The 14,477-nt window shown below is 61.4% G+C and carries 19 protein-coding genes and 1 riboswitch; of the genes, 10 read left to right on the top strand and 9 right to left on the bottom strand.

The features are described from left to right. Positions 1-127: 127 nt before the first annotated feature. Complete coding sequence (locus P3G66_RS12245) at positions 128-343, bottom strand: BldC family transcriptional regulator (RefSeq protein WP_003945782.1); 216 nt, start codon at positions 341-343, stop codon at positions 128-130. Between the two features lie 111 nt (positions 344-454). Between P3G66_RS12245 and P3G66_RS12240 the strand changes: the two genes are divergently transcribed. Then, the gene (locus P3G66_RS12240; RefSeq protein WP_047269303.1) at positions 455-862 is read left to right on the top strand and encodes a Rid family hydrolase; all 408 of its coding nucleotides are present in this window, start codon (positions 455-457) and stop codon (positions 860-862) included. A gap of 22 nt (positions 863-884) precedes the next feature. On the opposite strand, the gene P3G66_RS12235 is transcribed toward P3G66_RS12240, so the two are convergent. Continuing rightward, positions 885-1,154, bottom strand: coding sequence for a DUF4235 domain-containing protein (locus P3G66_RS12235; protein ID WP_064112966.1), 270 nt, complete (start codon positions 1,152-1,154; stop codon positions 885-887). 187 nt (positions 1,155-1,341) lie between these two features. On the opposite strand from P3G66_RS12235, the gene P3G66_RS12230 reads away from it, so the two are divergent. Continuing rightward, positions 1,342-1,557, top strand: a complete 216-nt coding sequence (locus P3G66_RS12230) for a hypothetical protein (RefSeq protein WP_047269301.1) — start codon at positions 1,342-1,344, stop codon at positions 1,555-1,557. A 7-nt stretch (positions 1,558-1,564) separates the two neighbouring features. Here P3G66_RS12230 and P3G66_RS12225 read toward each other — a convergent pair whose 3' ends face one another. The 4 genes from P3G66_RS12225 to P3G66_RS12210 all read right to left on the bottom strand — a co-directional run bounded on the left by P3G66_RS12225 (position 1,565) and on the right by P3G66_RS12210 (position 4,120). Continuing rightward, positions 1,565-2,722, bottom strand: coding sequence for an AI-2E family transporter (locus P3G66_RS12225; RefSeq protein WP_042453495.1), 1,158 nt, complete (start codon positions 2,720-2,722; stop codon positions 1,565-1,567). A 64-nt stretch (positions 2,723-2,786) separates the two neighbouring features. After that, the gene (locus tag P3G66_RS12220) at positions 2,787-3,263 is read right to left on the bottom strand and encodes a hypothetical protein (RefSeq protein WP_003945539.1); all 477 of its coding nucleotides are present in this window, start codon (positions 3,261-3,263) and stop codon (positions 2,787-2,789) included. A gap of 135 nt (positions 3,264-3,398) precedes the next feature. Then, positions 3,399-3,554, bottom strand: coding sequence for a DUF6131 family protein (locus tag P3G66_RS12215; RefSeq protein ID WP_003945564.1), 156 nt, complete (start codon positions 3,552-3,554; stop codon positions 3,399-3,401). 164 nt (positions 3,555-3,718) lie between these two features. After that, entirely contained in the window at positions 3,719-4,120 is a 402-nt protein-coding gene (locus tag P3G66_RS12210) for a nuclear transport factor 2 family protein (protein ID WP_007734703.1), read from the bottom strand. Between the two features lie 101 nt (positions 4,121-4,221). Between P3G66_RS12210 and P3G66_RS12205 the strand changes: the two genes are divergently transcribed. Further along, positions 4,222-5,562 (top strand): DUF1254 domain-containing protein, encoded by a 1,341-nt coding sequence (locus P3G66_RS12205; protein ID WP_276116598.1) that lies wholly within the window; start codon positions 4,222-4,224, stop codon positions 5,560-5,562. A 50-nt stretch (positions 5,563-5,612) separates the two neighbouring features. Here P3G66_RS12205 and P3G66_RS12200 read toward each other — a convergent pair whose 3' ends face one another. Both P3G66_RS12200 and P3G66_RS12195 read right to left on the bottom strand, forming a co-directional pair. Further along, positions 5,613-6,404, bottom strand: coding sequence for an SDR family oxidoreductase (locus P3G66_RS12200; protein WP_042920159.1), 792 nt, complete (start codon positions 6,402-6,404; stop codon positions 5,613-5,615). Positions 6,405-6,570: 166 nt separating this feature from the next. Further along, positions 6,571-6,729 (bottom strand): hypothetical protein, encoded by a 159-nt coding sequence (locus P3G66_RS12195; protein ID WP_155419158.1) that lies wholly within the window; start codon positions 6,727-6,729, stop codon positions 6,571-6,573. Positions 6,730-6,885: 156 nt separating this feature from the next. Between P3G66_RS12195 and P3G66_RS12190 the strand changes: the two genes are divergently transcribed. The 7 genes from P3G66_RS12190 (at position 6,886) to P3G66_RS12160 (ending at position 13,824) form a co-directional block, all read left to right on the top strand. After that, positions 6,886-7,743 carry an SIP domain-containing protein gene (locus tag P3G66_RS12190; RefSeq protein ID WP_073513493.1) on the top strand — a complete coding sequence of 286 codons (858 nt, stop codon included), beginning with the start codon at positions 6,886-6,888 and terminating at the stop codon, positions 7,741-7,743. A gap of 41 nt (positions 7,744-7,784) precedes the next feature. Continuing rightward, positions 7,785-7,966, top strand: a riboswitch (cobalamin riboswitch). A 57-nt stretch (positions 7,967-8,023) separates the two neighbouring features. Further along, on the top strand, positions 8,024-9,037 hold the full coding sequence (locus tag P3G66_RS12185; RefSeq protein ID WP_073513490.1) for an ABC transporter substrate-binding protein: 1,014 nt from the start codon (positions 8,024-8,026) through the stop codon (positions 9,035-9,037). Further along, on the top strand, positions 9,038-9,790 hold the full coding sequence (locus P3G66_RS12180) for a class I SAM-dependent methyltransferase (RefSeq protein WP_073513489.1): 753 nt from the start codon (positions 9,038-9,040) through the stop codon (positions 9,788-9,790). It begins immediately after the preceding gene. Beyond that, positions 9,787-10,827, top strand: a complete 1,041-nt coding sequence (locus P3G66_RS12175) for an iron chelate uptake ABC transporter family permease subunit (protein ID WP_073513488.1) — start codon at positions 9,787-9,789, stop codon at positions 10,825-10,827. The genes P3G66_RS12180 and P3G66_RS12175 overlap by 4 nt, the downstream gene beginning before the upstream one ends. After that, on the top strand, positions 10,824-11,597 hold the full coding sequence (locus P3G66_RS12170) for an ABC transporter ATP-binding protein (RefSeq protein WP_064074086.1): 774 nt from the start codon (positions 10,824-10,826) through the stop codon (positions 11,595-11,597). The genes P3G66_RS12175 and P3G66_RS12170 overlap by 4 nt, the downstream gene beginning before the upstream one ends. Positions 11,598-11,622: 25 nt before the next feature. After that, positions 11,623-12,483: a hypothetical protein gene (locus P3G66_RS12165; protein ID WP_276116597.1), complete on the top strand. Its 861-nt coding sequence runs from the start codon at positions 11,623-11,625 to the stop codon at positions 12,481-12,483. A gap of 138 nt (positions 12,484-12,621) precedes the next feature. Beyond that, positions 12,622-13,824 (top strand): CoA transferase, encoded by a 1,203-nt coding sequence (locus P3G66_RS12160; protein WP_276116596.1) that lies wholly within the window; start codon positions 12,622-12,624, stop codon positions 13,822-13,824. Here P3G66_RS12160 and P3G66_RS12155 read toward each other — a convergent pair. After that, positions 13,782-14,390 (bottom strand): TetR/AcrR family transcriptional regulator, encoded by a 609-nt coding sequence (locus tag P3G66_RS12155; RefSeq protein WP_007734687.1) that lies wholly within the window; start codon positions 14,388-14,390, stop codon positions 13,782-13,784. The genes P3G66_RS12160 and P3G66_RS12155 overlap by 43 nt on opposite strands. Positions 14,391-14,477: the final 87 nt, after the last annotated feature.

The raw sequence follows: 14,477 nt of genomic DNA, 5'->3' as shown, positions 1-14,477 counted from the left end.
CTGCGGCGGCGGCGGACAAGGCGACGCACTCATCGTCCGCGTCCCCAAGGCCTGATTACTTCCTGCTGACCAGACAGGTCGCCGAGCCCTCATCATGCTCGGCGACCTGTCTGTTTCGTGCCGGAGGTTATTGGTGATCGAGCGTCGTCGAGCGGTTACGCAGCAACGTCTCGATCTCCGATCGCCGGTACCTCCGATGCCCGCCAAGCGTTCTCAGAGTGCCGACTTTGCCCTCCCTCGCCCATCTGGACACCGTGGTCCTGTCGACGTGGAACAGTGCTGCAACCTGTTTGGTCGTCAGCCACTCGTCGACAGGTGCTGTGTGCTCTTCTTCTCGGCTCATTGGCAGTCATTCGTAGCTGCCGACTGAATGGATGGGTCCGACGATGAATTGGCAACCCCTGGCGTGCTGTGAAAGACTCGCTGCAAAACTTTACTATTCCTTGGGGAAATAATGTCGAAGTCGGTAACTCTGATCCGTTCCACGTCACTCTCTTCGGTGGCTGAATATGCCTATGCAGCAACGGCTCCCGCCGATGCACGGCTGATCTTCCTGGCCGGATCCTGTCCTCTGAACGCGGACGGCTCTACTGCCGCCATCGGTGACTACGCAGGACAGGCAGCCAAGGCCGTCGACAACCTGAGAACAGCTCTCTCGGACGCGGGCGCGTCCATCACCGACGTGATCAACACCCGCGTCCTCGTGGCGTCGAGCAATCAAGCCGACCTGGTTGCGGCGTGGGAGGTAGTCCGCGACGCGTTCGGTGATCACGACGCCCCGAGCACTCTGATGGGTGTGACCGTTCTCGGTTACGACGATCAACTGGTCGAGATCGAGGCAATCGCGGCCGTCGTCGACTGAACTCGAACCGAACCGGGCGTTCCTACCGAGGATCTTCATGAGCAAGGGCCCGGTAGCCCTTTGCTCCCGCACGATCCACTGCGGCTCGCACAACAGCGAAGATGGCTCCCTGCAGGGCTGCGGCGATCAGGACTTCCTTGCTCGACCTGCTCAAGTCTTTGGGCTCGGGCGCATTCTTGTCGTCACCGATGCGCTTCCACACCTGTTGGAAGACAGCGCCGGCCACGATGCCGCCCAGGACGCTGGTCGCCAGTGAGAGTGGCTTGTACATCGCTTTCGATACTGCGCTCATTGCGCGGATCCTCCGTGGTTCGATACGTACCGCCTGAGCGGCTGACCGACTCTCACTACCCAGCAGGCGAGGTGTCGAAACATTGCACCGGCAAGGCACGAAGACGACTGTCGCACGTTGTGTTCCACGGGTTTGCCACTTCTCGAGCCGGGTAGGATCGTCTTAGCGAAAGAAGGTTGTGTAAGTCATGGAAAACTACAGAATCGAACTACCGGACGGTACAACGGTGATGGAAGATTTCGTCTCGGATCGCGCCGCAATCGCATACGCGGTCGATCTGAATCACGGTTGTAGCGAGAAAGTCTCGGTATTCCGTATCACCGCCGAGGGAGAAACCATCCCGACTCGGATGTGCCCCAAGCAGAATCCTGGTTCTCGGCGTCGCGCGCGAAGCGTCCGATAGAAGCCGGTCAAGAAGCGTCGAGGCGCGGAAAGAGCGTCTCCCTTGCAAGCAGCAGCAAGGCCGCAGCGACCGGAATCGCCAGCAACGCACCGACAATACCGAGCAACGCTCCACCCAACAGAACCGCGACAACGGTCACCAGTGCCGGGACCGCCACCGTCTTCCCGATGATCTTCGGAACGAGCAGGTAGTCCTCGAGCAGACGTAACGCAATGAAGAACGCAACTGTCGCCAATGCCGTTGGGACAGAGACTGTCAGGGAGACCAGGGCGACGACAACCCCTGCGATCGTGGAACCGACTATCGGGATCAGATCGAGCAGAGCGACCAGCAGCGCCAGGATCAACGGATACGGCACGTCGAAGATCAACAACCACGCGAAGGTGCACACTGCGGTGATCACGGAGATCAGAACATTGCCGAGGACGTACCCACCCACACCTGCCAGTATCTGATCACCGATGGCGATTGCTCGTGGCCGCCGCGAATGTGGCACCAGCCGATACAGATTCGTGCGGATTCGTGGATAGTCGATCAAGAAGTACGTCGTCAGTACCGCAACGATTCCAGCGTCGGCGACTGCGCTGAACACCGCGCGCCCCGCTCCGAGCAAACCCGTCGCGAGCGCAGACCCCGAACCGTCCAGTTGGGTGGTGAGGTGCTCCTCGAGGTGATACTTCTCGTCGAGGTCGCTGACGATCGGATACCGGTCACGAATGTGTGTCAGAAGTTCGGGAGCGTGCGATGCGAACTGACGTCCCTGCTCGACCAGCGGAGTGATCGCAGCAACGAGAAACAGCGCGAGCATCACCGCAATTCCGAGGAGTACCACGGTGACCGCGATCCAGCGCCGGAAATGTCTCCGCTCAAGCCAGACGATCATCGGTTCGATGCCCACCGCGAGAAACAGCGCGACCACGATCAGGATCAGCATGCCTCGCGCCGCCAGGAGCACTTCGATCACCGCGTACGTCACGGCAACACCGGCCGCCGCGCTCAGACCGATGAAGAACGGTGAACGACGATCGAACCTCGGCCCCGGTTCGCCCAGCGGCCGGACGGGCGTCGCCAATGCTGCGGCTTCACGTTCGGCTTCCGCCATCGGATCTGCAGCTTTGACTTCACTGTCGGAATCCGGTGAGGTGTCCGCGGAACTGGGATCCATTCAAGCCACCTCACGATCCGCGCGACTTCCCGGCACGGGAGTGAGTACCCGTGCCGTGGCCGGATCAACCTCGAGGCTTCTCCGCTCCGCTTCGGGTCAGCGCGAGACCGGTTCCTACCACTCCGATAATCGACACAGCGATGGCGATGCTGGGCCAACCGTCGCTCTGCCAGTAGACGTCGTCGAGAGTGATCAGTAACGCAGCCTCGTCGACGATGAGCCCGAGTGCGATGCCCAACGCGATGCCCATCCATGTTCTTGCGCGAGGGCTTCGGTCTACGAGTCCGAAGATCGCCACCCCGGCCAACAGCAGAATTCCCCATAAATAGTGATGCAGATGAGTGCCACCGGCGCTGATGTCGCCGACGTCTCTGGTGTCGATCTGGATCAACCACGTCACCAGACGTGCTCCGCCGAACGTCAACGTGAAGGCCACCCACGCCAACACCAAACCGCGGCGCGATTCGTCAACCTGATTCCATCTGCGAGGGAATCTGAATCGCTCGGCAGATTTCTCTTCGTCATGGTCTCGAGAAAGCATCCTTCATGTTTACCCGATGCCGCTCAGATCGATAATTTGGGGTAGAGAGACCGAAAACCAGTTGGAGCACAAAAAGCGGTACCCGATCTCCGAAGAGATCGGGTACCGCCTTCTCAGCTACTCGCGCAGTATTGATCAATACCAGACTTTTCGTCCGCCCACTGCGCGCCCGGTAGCACCGAGGATGGACAAAACTGCACCTACGACGACCAAGATGATGCCGACGGTGGTCAGAATGCTCAACCCCGTGAAAAAGCCGATCAACGCCAGAATAATGCCGAGAACAATCATGTGAGAACCTCATCCGGTATGCGTATCAAAATGATCTACTCAACTGACGCTACTACAGAAACTTCACAATCGATAAATCCGATAAATACATTCATAAATGCGAAACTCGTATTACTACCCAATAGCGCCTCCGTTAAAACATCAGCCTTTCTCTTATCTCTACCTCACAGTTCTACGTCCTCGATCTTCGCCTCGACCGCCGGCGTGATGTGGCTCAACACGCAGCACCAACGACCGTCTCGCCGCGCGAACACGTCGGTGGTCCACTCGTCGGCGTCGTATTGTCTGCCGCCGTAGTGCGCGGTATTGACGATCCGCGTGGTGAACAGTGCGACGTCACCGAAGAAACGCACGCGAGCGCTCCCGACGCGGTCCATCGCCGAATGAGTCAGGTCGCCCGAGGCCACGAAGCCCAGGAACTCCGCTTTGGTCGACACTCCGGATTCCGAGACGATCACCCAGTCGTCTGCCATGAAATCGCCGATCCGTTCGGCGTCGTTCGAGCACATCGCGACGTTCCACTCGTCTGCGACAGCGACCAATGCCGCACTCTCCTGATCCGACATGTCTTCTCCCTCTACCGTCGTCACCCTCGGCGGGTGATGCCCCGACGGCAGGGTTCCCGCAGGGTGGACTTCGAACCGACGTGCACGACGAGAGGGCAGAGATGACAGACACCAGTCGCACCGAGCTTGCAGCTCAGGCGTATATCTACGGATTTCCCCTCGTTTTCAATCTCGACCAGGTCCATCGGTATGTTTACAACGGTGTCGGAGCGAACCCCGCCGCACCTTTCAACACCTTCAGCCACGCCCGCACACTGGCCGGGCCGGCAGACACTTTCGTCACGATCAACAACGACACCGTGTATTCCATGGCGCAGATCGATCTCTCTGTCGGCCCCGTTTCGCTGCACGTCCCCGATACCGATGGCCGTTACTACGTCCTCCAGTTCGTGGACGCCTGGACAAATAATTTCGCTTACGTCGGGCATCGGGCCACCGGCACGAAGAGCGGAGACTTCCTTCTCGTCCCACCCACCTGGACGGGAACCCCGGCGGACCAGACCACGGTGATCAGATTTCCCACGAACATTGCGTCGATCGTGGGCCGGTGGGCATGCGGTGGCGACGACGACCTCCCTGCGGTGCACGCCTTGCAGGACGCCACCACGCTGACCGTCGTCGACTCCACCGGAAACTCGGCGGGTCTCCCAGTGCCCGAACCCGGGGTAAGCCAGGACCTCCTGTTCCTCGAGAAACTCCGCATCTGGTCACAGGCGTTTCCGCCGGCCCCGCGCGATCGAGAACTCCAGGATTCCTTCTCCCCGATCGGAATCACCGAGCATGGGGCCTCTCCCTACGTATCGCTGTCTGCCGACGAGGCAGCCGCGTTGGCTGACGGATTGACGATCGGTGAGAAGAACCTGCTCGAGGCCCTCACGAAAGGCTCCAGCCCCGAAGTCAACGGATGGAAGCTCACATTCCACGCCTTCGACTACAACCTCGACTACTTCGAGGTCGGCACAATCGACGATTCACAATTCAAGATCGCCGATCCCAAGTTGCGCATCGTCGAACGCGCCGCGGCTGCCAAGGGCGGGCTGTGGGGCAACCACCCTTACGAAGCGGCGTACATCATGACCTACGTCGACGATCAGAGCGAGCAGTTGAATGGAACCCACACCTACACAATCAGACTCGACCCCACTCCGCCGGTGAGCGCCTTCTGGTCGCTGACGATGTACTCGGTGCCGGACTTCTTCCTCGTGGCGAACCCCGTTGACCGATACTCGATCGGCGACCGCACTCCAGGAATCGTCCACGACGCCGACGGTGCGTTGACGATCACGATCAGCGACGAGGAGCCGAAAGATCCCACGGCGAAGGCAAACTGGCTGCCCGCACCGCGCGGGGATTTCCGACCGGTACTGAGAATGTACGAACCTTCGCCCGCCGTGCTCGATCAGTCCTACGTCGTCCCCGCCATCACTCGCTCGCGAGAATGACGGCTCGCGTCTGACGGCCTGCCTGTGCGGGCCGTCAGACGGACGCAGAATCAGGCGTGCGTGCCGCCGTCGATCCGGATCTCCGTGCCCGTGATGAAGGCACCATCGTCGGATGCCAGCATCGCGATAACTCCCGCAACACTTTCCGGCCCGGCCATGGGGGCACCACCGGACTCCAGATCAGTGCTCAGAATCGGTGACAACTTGCCGAAGAGCGACCAGTCGGTGTCTTCCGGCAAGTACGACGCCGTAGTGTCGGTGATCCCGCTCTTCACACTGCCTGGAGCCACCGCGACGGCACGCAGACCCTGCTTGCCGTATTCGAGAGCCAGTGCGTGAGTGAAGGACTGGATTCCTCCCTTACTTGCGGCATACGCGGCCATGTACGGGTGCGCGAAGGCCGCGGAGGTGGAACTGAAATTCACCACGACTGCGTTGGCGGTGGCGAGGAGAGCCGGCAGTGCCTGGCGGGTGACGAGGAAAGTGCCCGTCAAATTCACGGAGAGCACCTGATTCCACAGGTCCAGCGAGGTCTCGTGGGTGTGCCCACCACGCAGTATCCCGGCGGCGTTGACCAGTACGTCCAATCCCCCGAGAGTCGAAATCGCCTGACCCACAACCTTGATGACGGAACTCTCGTCACCGATATCGACGACGACGGTGTCGAGGCGATCCTCCGTCGAAGCATGTTCTGCCGATTTCCGGGTGTTCGCCAAACCCTGCTCGGAGATGTCTGCAGCGACCACGCGGCCACCTTCGGCGAGCAACCGCAGCGCGGTGGCCTGCCCGATTCCAGATCCTGCGCCGGTGACGAGAATACGACGACCTTCGAAACGATTCATTGCTGTGTACCTTTCACGAAAACGAGTTGGCTGGCATTCCAGGCTCGGTGGCGCCGACACTCACAACTCACCCGCGAGAAACTTCAGGTACGGGAAATGCGCAGCACTGCAACAGGTGTGGCACTGCGAAATCTCGGCGAGGCAATGCTCGCCGAAGTGGCGAATGTCAGACGGATCCGGCCGGTGCGGCCAAGGCTCTTTCGATCCAGACAAGACCGGACGGGCGGCGGTCGATCGCCTTACGCCCACGTCGGAAAGTCGCTACGCCGAATCGGGCCGTGCGCAGTGCACGGCCGGAAGCGAGAGAACAGCGGCGTATGGACATCACAGGCACGGTAGCAGCGCCGGCACCACTCGCTCAACCGCGTCGTTTCGAGACCCGAATCATTCAGGTAATCAGATGTCACTTCTGGACAACTCGCTCGACTTAGGCAGCACTAACCTGGCGGCATCCCGAAAACCCGATCCAGGAGCACAGTCGATGACACATGCAGACGCCTCGCGCACAACAACTCCCCCGACGACCGTCCTACGGACCGCTGACCACAATCGCGGACTCAACGACGTTCTCGCGATCGTCGAAGCGATGGAGCGACCGAGCGATCACCTGCTGCGGATCACGGCTCGTTTGACGGAGTCGACCGACGATCCGACCTGGTCACGCCCGAATGTGACCGTACGCATGAATCTCGGGCCGGCCCTCGACGACGCTTCGCGCGTGTACACGGTGCGTTCCTACGATTCAGCGAGCGGATCGATCGTCGTCGATGTGGTCCTGCACGGACAGACCAGTCCGATGATGAGGTGGGCAGCAGCGTTGGCCGTCGGTGACACCTTCGGCCTCACCGGTCCGCGGCCACACTTCTTGATCCCTGATGTTCCTGGTCGACGTATCGCACTTTTTCTGGACGGCACCGCAATACCCGCATTGCACTCGATCATCGAGCAGTTACCTAACGACGTCGTCGGAATCGGCTGGGTCACAACAGATGACGAGGTCGCCTTCGCCGAACTGCCCGCCCTCCCCGGCCTGGAGCTTCACCGCGTGAGCGCAGATCCGGCCGAGCCCGACGGCCCACTTGTGGTACGAGCACGCGAGCTTGCCAATCCCGCGAGCTACGTCGTGTGGGGCGCCGGTGAACGCAACGAGATGCGCGCAATCCGGAAGCACTTTCGATCGACCGTCGGACTCGACAAAAACGACGTCGCGATATTCGGATACTGGAAGGAGGGCGTCAGCAACACCGAAATCGACCTCCGTCGACGCGAGAACTACGAGCGCATCCTCGCCGACGGCGGAACCCTCACCGACATCGACGACCTGGCCATCGAGATCTGATTGCCTCACACCAGCCGACCTGACCGGCGGTGCACTGCGGTGATAAGTTCCTCTGTGCCAGCGGACCTCCACACAGGGGGTCAGGGAATCCGGTGTGAATCCGGAACTGACGCGCAGCGGTGAGGGTGACCGCCCGGGCTTACGCCACTGGATGAGAATCTGGGAAGGCGCTCGGGTGGGGCGATCTCGAGTCCGAATACCGGCTGGCAGCAGGGGTCAACAGGCGCCTGTTCACACGGTAACGGGCTCCGCGAACGAGCCCCTGCGAGAACGAGATTCCATGCGTCTGTCCAGACTTCACCTACCCGCCGCCGCCGTCGCTGCCCTGTTGTGCGCGTCGTTGGTTGCCTGCTCCTCCGACGACAGTGCTGCCCGACAATCCAACTCTTCCGAACAATCGCGCGTGACAGTCCAGAACTGTGGCCGAGACGTCACGGTGGAGCGACCGATCGAACGGGCAATCGCGGTAAATCAACCTGCAGCAGAGATGCTGTTCGCGCTGGGAGTGCAGGACCGGATGGCCGGGTACGCCATGAGCGATGACGATGTCCTCCCCGAACTGCGCGAGGCGCGTGGTCAGGTCCAGGCGTTCGACACCGAGTTCCCGTCATTCGAAAGTGTCCTCGAACGCGAACCGGACATGGTTTACACGACGTTCAACTACACGTTCACCTCGGAGGGCATCGCCGACCGGATCAAGTTCACCGACCTCGGTGTCGCGACATATCAGTCACCCAGCGAGTGCACCGGTCAGGATGCCGAGCAGAGCAAGGCCCTCACGCTCGACGACTTGTACGACGAAATCGACGACGTGGCAACACTGTTCGATGCCAAGGACAAAGGTGTCGAGCTCACCGAGAGTTTGAAGGATCGCGCGGCCACCGCCACGGCGGCACTGGGAGCTGAGAACGTGACGCTGGCGTGGTGGTACGCAGCCACGAAGACTCCGTACTTCGCCGGGTGCTGCGGTGCACCGGGAATCATGACCGACGCGGTGGGTGCGAAGAACGCCTTCGACGACAACAAGCAGTATTGGCCCGAAATCGGTTGGGAGAGTGTGCTCGATCGAGACCCGACCGTGCTGGTGCTCGCAGATCTCGACCGCGGTGGAGACGGCGACAGTGCCGCAGACAAGATCGCGTTCCTCGAATCGGACCCGGTCGCCAGCAAGCTCACCGCAGTGAAGAACAAGCGTTACATCATCCTCGAAGGAACGACGATGGATCCCTCGATCCGCAATGTCGGTGGCATCGAACAGCTCTCCGACGGGCTGCGCCAGTTGGGTGTGGTCTAGATGTCCGCGCAGATCAGTGAACTGGTGCGTCGGTGGGACGACCAGCAGGCGGCATACATCGCCGACCGTGAGAAGCGCTTCGACGTGATTCTCGACGTTCTCGAATTGCAGCACGCGCACGCCCCGTTCACGGTTGTCGACCTGGCCTGCGGGCCGGGTTCACTGAGCGCCCGGATTCTCGAGAAGTTCGAGCATGCGAGCGTTGTGGGGATCGATTACGACCCGATGCTGCTGGAGCTCGCCCGCCAGTCGTCGACGCGTTTCGGTGACCGACTGCAGCTGATCGACGCAGATCTGGCGGGAGCCGATTGGCCGAATTCGGTGGCTGCGCCGGTTCAGGCGATAGTGTCGACAACCGCGCTGCACTGGTTGCAACCGCAGCAGCTCGTCGAGGTGTACCGGCAGTGCCGCGAACTGCTGAGTCCGGACGGAGTCCTGCTCAATGGTGATCACTTTCGTTTCGACAGCCGCTTCCCTGTCATCGGGCGATGGGCGAAGGCTCACGACGAGCAGACGCAACACTCCGCCTTTGCTGCGGGCGCTCCCGAGTGGGAGAGCTGGTGGGACGAGTTGCGGGCCACTCACGGCATCGGGGCACTGACCGACGAGCGTGAGCGCAGATTCGCCGGACGTGACGCCACCGCGCCCACAGCCGTCGACTTCCAGTTGGCGGCGCTCGCGCAAGCAGGTTTTCGGGAGTCGGGGACGGTCTGGCAACTGTTCGACGACTACGTGGTCTACGGCGTGAGATGACGACAAGAGTTCGGCTGCGTGACAACCCGACGACCGTCACCCTGCTGTGGATGATCGGTGTTGTCACGCTGGCCGGATCAGCCGCCGTGGCGATCACGTTGGGGCCCGCCGGTCTGTCGGTCGGTGAGGTGGCTTCGATTGTCGTCGGCCATCTCGGCGGTACCGCGGCGGACGTCACCCCTATCCGTGACGGCATCGTGTGGGACCTCCGTCTGCCGCGCACCCTGCTCGCCGCGCTCTGCGGTGCCGGTCTCGGGCTGTGCGGTGCGATCATGCAATCGCTGCTTCGCAATCCGCTGGCCGATCCGTTTGTCCTCGGTATCTCGTCCGGCGCCTCGACCGGTGCCGTACTGATCGTGATCCTCGGAGTCGGGTCGGGACTGATCGGCCTGTCGAGCGGCGCCTTCATCGGCGCGGTGATCTCCTTCGCCCTTGTGCTGCTGCTCGCCCATGCGGCCGGCGGCACGCCGGACCGGGTGATCCTGGCCGGTGTCGCCGCGACCCAACTGTTCTCCGCGCTCACCTCGTTCATCGTCATCACCTCGGCCGATCCCGAGCAGACCCGCGGCGTGATGTTCTGGCTCCTGGGCTCACTCGGCGGCGCCGACTGGCTCGACGTCGCACTCTGCGCTGCGGTGGTCGCAGTCGGCCTCGTGGTCTGTCTGACTCACTCCCGCGCACTCGACGCCTTTGCCTTCGGCGAGGACGCGGCGTCGTCGCTGGGGGTGAACGTGTGGCGGGTGCGTGTGACCCTGTTGTTGGCAACAGCCTTGATGACCGCGGTGATCGTGAGCGTCGCAGGTGCCATCGGCTTCGTGGGCCTGGTCCTCCCGCACGCGGCGCGGGCTCTCGTCGGTTCGAACCACCGCCGACTCCTGCCCGCGTCCGCACTGATCGGCTCCATCTTCCTTGTCTGGGTCGACGCTGTGGCACGCACAGCCATTGCGCCGCAGGAACTCCCGGCCGGTGTGGTGACCGCGCTGGTCGGTGTGCCTGCGTTTGCCGTCATCCTCTGGAGACGGAAGGCCAGGCCATGACACTCGAAGCTACCGGCGTCAGTTGGCGGGTCGGCGGGGCGCTCATAGTCGACGACCTCGACGTCTCGCCTACAACCGGAAGTACGGTGGGGCTTCTCGGCCCCAACGGTTCGGGGAAATCGACGCTGCTGAAACTGCTTGCCGGGCACAATCGTCCGACATCCGGTGTCGTGACCCTGGACCGAACCCCGTTGTCCGACTGGAAACGCCGCGACATCGCGCGTCGGATCGCGACCGTTGATCAGCACAGCAACACCGAGATCGATCTGACGGTCGCGGAGGTAGTCGAACTCGGACGCACACCGCACCGCGGACTGTGGGGTGGGCAGTCGGATTCCGATCGCGACGCCGTCCGGGCAGCGATCGAACACACCGATCTCGCCGGCATGCTGGACCGGTCGTGGCACACCCTGTCCGGCGGGGAGCGCCAACGCGTCCAGATCGCGCGCGCCCTCGCTCAGGAACCTCACGAGTTGCTACTCGACGAGCCGACCAATCACCTGGACATCAACCATCAACTCGAATTGCTCGCGCTCGTGCGACGCCTCCCCACCACCACGATCATGGCATTGCACGATCTGAATCTGGCCGCCATGTTCTGCGATTCGATAGTGATGCTGAACCGGGGATCCATCGTTGCCCACGGAAGCCCGACCGAGGTCCTCACCGCTGACCTGATAGCCGAGGTCTACCAGGTCGACGCCGAGGTTCGCCTGGACGGTCCCGGCGGAGTACCTACCGTGCGATACCTTCCGCCTTGCCACATGTAACCGTTCCGAGTGCCAATATGGATACGTGACCCTCGATGATGTCGCCAACGAACTGTACGGGCTCGACCCCGGCGAGTTCGTCGAGGCGCGTACACATCATGTGAAGGCCGCCCGGGAGGACAACGACCGCACATTGGCCGCGGAAATCGGCAAACTTCGGAAGCCGACCACCGTGGGGTGGTTGGTCAATCTCATCTCGCGCGATGCACCAGAGGATCTGGATGCACTTCTCGCGCTTGGCGAATCGCTACGCGACGCTCAACGCCATCTCTCGGGCCCGGACTTGCGACGGCTGACGACACAGAGGCAGCAGGTGGTGCGGAGTCTCGCCCACAAATCCGGTGAGATCGCCGCTTCACGGGGAAAAAGCGTCGGCGAGGATTCGTTGCGCGATGTCGCCCAGACTCTCAATGCCGCCCTGGCCGATGAGGAGACTGCCGCGCAGGTTCGACTCGGACGGGTCGTGACCGCTGCGACTTACAGCGGTTTCGGACCCGCCGGGCTCGCCGCGGTGAATGAGAAATCACCGCAGCACGCCGCGATTGAAGAGCCGACGACTCCGAAGTCGAAAACTCCGGAACTGAAGGCCGAACAAGCCAGAGCAAAAGCAGAATTGAAGGAAGCCACGGCGCAGGCCGACGAGATCCGCCGCCGGGTGAAGTCCGAGACCGCCGAACTCCAGGAAGCCAGAACGACGCTCTCCGACGTCGAACGGCGCGTTGAAGAACTGCGCACCGAACTCGAGCACGCTGAGCAGCAACGGCAGTTCGCACGGAACGCCGAGAAGACCAGTGACGCTGCGGTTCGAGAATCCGAGAATGAACTCCGTGTTGCTGAGCGTCGCGTCGACAAAGCAGAACAAAACCTCGCCGCAATCAATTCGTAGACATCCTGTTCATTAATCGATAGTCTGCCAATTATCGATCAGGTTGATCATCCTGGGATCCAGCAGTTACGAACAATGCCGTGCCGGTGAGGGTTTGGCGTTATCGGCTACTGCCTCGACAGTCTTCGGAGTGTGAACATGGACAGTGACAACACGTCGGAATGGAGTTTCTTACACGGCAAGCGCGTTCTCGATCTCTCTCGACTTCTGCCCGGCCCGTTTGCGACGACGCTGCTCGCAGATCTGGGCGCCGACGTGGTCAAGGTCGAGAACCCGAAGCGACCTGATCCCACGCGGGCAGCTGGTGAAGGGATGGCTTCGTTGAACAGGAACAAGCGATCAATCGCGCTCGATCTCCGTCTCGAATCCGATCGCGAGACGTTCCTTCGACTGGTCGAGACTGCAGATGCAGTGGTCGAGGGGTTCCGGCCACAGGTACTGGCAGGCATGGGACTCGGCTACGACGTACTTCGAAAAGCCAACCCACGCATCGTATTATGTTCGATCACCGGTTACGGGCAGTCCGGACCCTATGCCGACAAGCCGGGGCACGAATTGAACTTCCTCGGTCTTTCCGGCTTTTTCGCAGTTCCCGGGTGCACCGACGGAGTCGTCACCCGCCCTGGTATCCGGGCCGGTGATCTGGTGGGTTCGATGTACGCAGCACTGTCCATCTCGGTTGCTCTCGCCAGCGTGGACAAGCACGGACGCGGACAACACATAGACATTTCCCTCGCCGAGGCTGCAACCGCCTGGTGCGCGCCTTTCGCGCTCATGATCCGCGATATCGAGAACCCTACCGATTCACCGACCGTCCAGGGAGACAACGACATTTTCGAGACTTCCGACGGTTGCTTGCTTTCACTTGCCACTTTCGAAGACAAGTTCTGGATCGAGTTCCGAACAGCATTCAGCGCTGAGTTTCCGACACTGAACACACTGCGCTACGACGATCGATGGACCCGAACACAGCACAAGGCAGAGTTGCGGGAACTCCTGGTCACGACCTTCGGTACGCACACATACGAGTGGTGGGAAAAATCGTTGACTGCGATCAATGCGCCGTGGGCGCCGGTGTTCACCGACGCCGGACAACTGATGAGCGATCCCCATGTCATCGCTCGAAACCTGTTCAGCGAGGTCGCGACCGAAAACGGAGAAAGCTGGCCCCAGATGAGATTCCCGGCGCAATTCAGCTTGGGACTGAACAGTTTTCGACTTCCGACTCCGTACGTGGGCGAGCACACCGAGTCGGTTCTCGACGAAGCCGCCGCGGCAACGGCGAGACGTGACAGCGGCTATTCGGATTTCAATTCGCCGTCGAAACCCGAAGACCAGTAGCGTCCCCGCAACGAAAGTTCGAGCAGCATCTCGGTGACTTCTTCCGGCGTCAGCGGTGGCGGGTCGGACTCGAGCCACCACTGCATGACCGCGATCTGTTCACCCACCCATGCCCGCGAGAGTACTTCGATGTCGATTCGCGGAGTAACCCCGAGCGCTTCTGCCCGTGCGGAAAATATCCGCACAGCGGCGACGCTGCGGTCTTCGACGAACTTTCGCAGCGCCTTGCCATCCCCCTCACCACGCAGGATCACACGGTAGACGTCACGTTCCTCAGCGGCATGCCTGAACATCTCGAGCACAGGCTTGCCGGTGAATCCGATCGAAGAGGCGGGAATGAGTGGACCGAGCCGCTCTTGCAGGTCATCGGCCAGATCGGACACGACTTGACCGAGCAAATCGTCTTTGTCGGTGTAGTGACTGTAGAACGTCGCCCGACCCAAATCTGCACGGTCCGTGATGTCTTCGACGGTGATCCCGGCATATCCCCGTTCCAGAACGAGCGAGACCAAGGCATCCCGCAGCAATCGTCGGGTACGCCGGACACGTCTGTCTTCTGGAGGCATTGGGTTCCCTTCCTTCGCACTGTTGTACGAAGCATAGTTCAACGTTGACAGGACGATCGAATATAGACAGACTGTCCATTAACATTC

Source organism: Rhodococcus sp. C3V, assembly GCF_029269915.1.
GTDB classification, from domain to species: domain Bacteria; phylum Actinomycetota; class Actinomycetes; order Mycobacteriales; family Mycobacteriaceae; genus Rhodococcus_F; species Rhodococcus_F qingshengii.
Note: the sequence above shows the minus strand (reverse complement) of the source record. Positions and strands in the feature narration are given on the sequence as shown.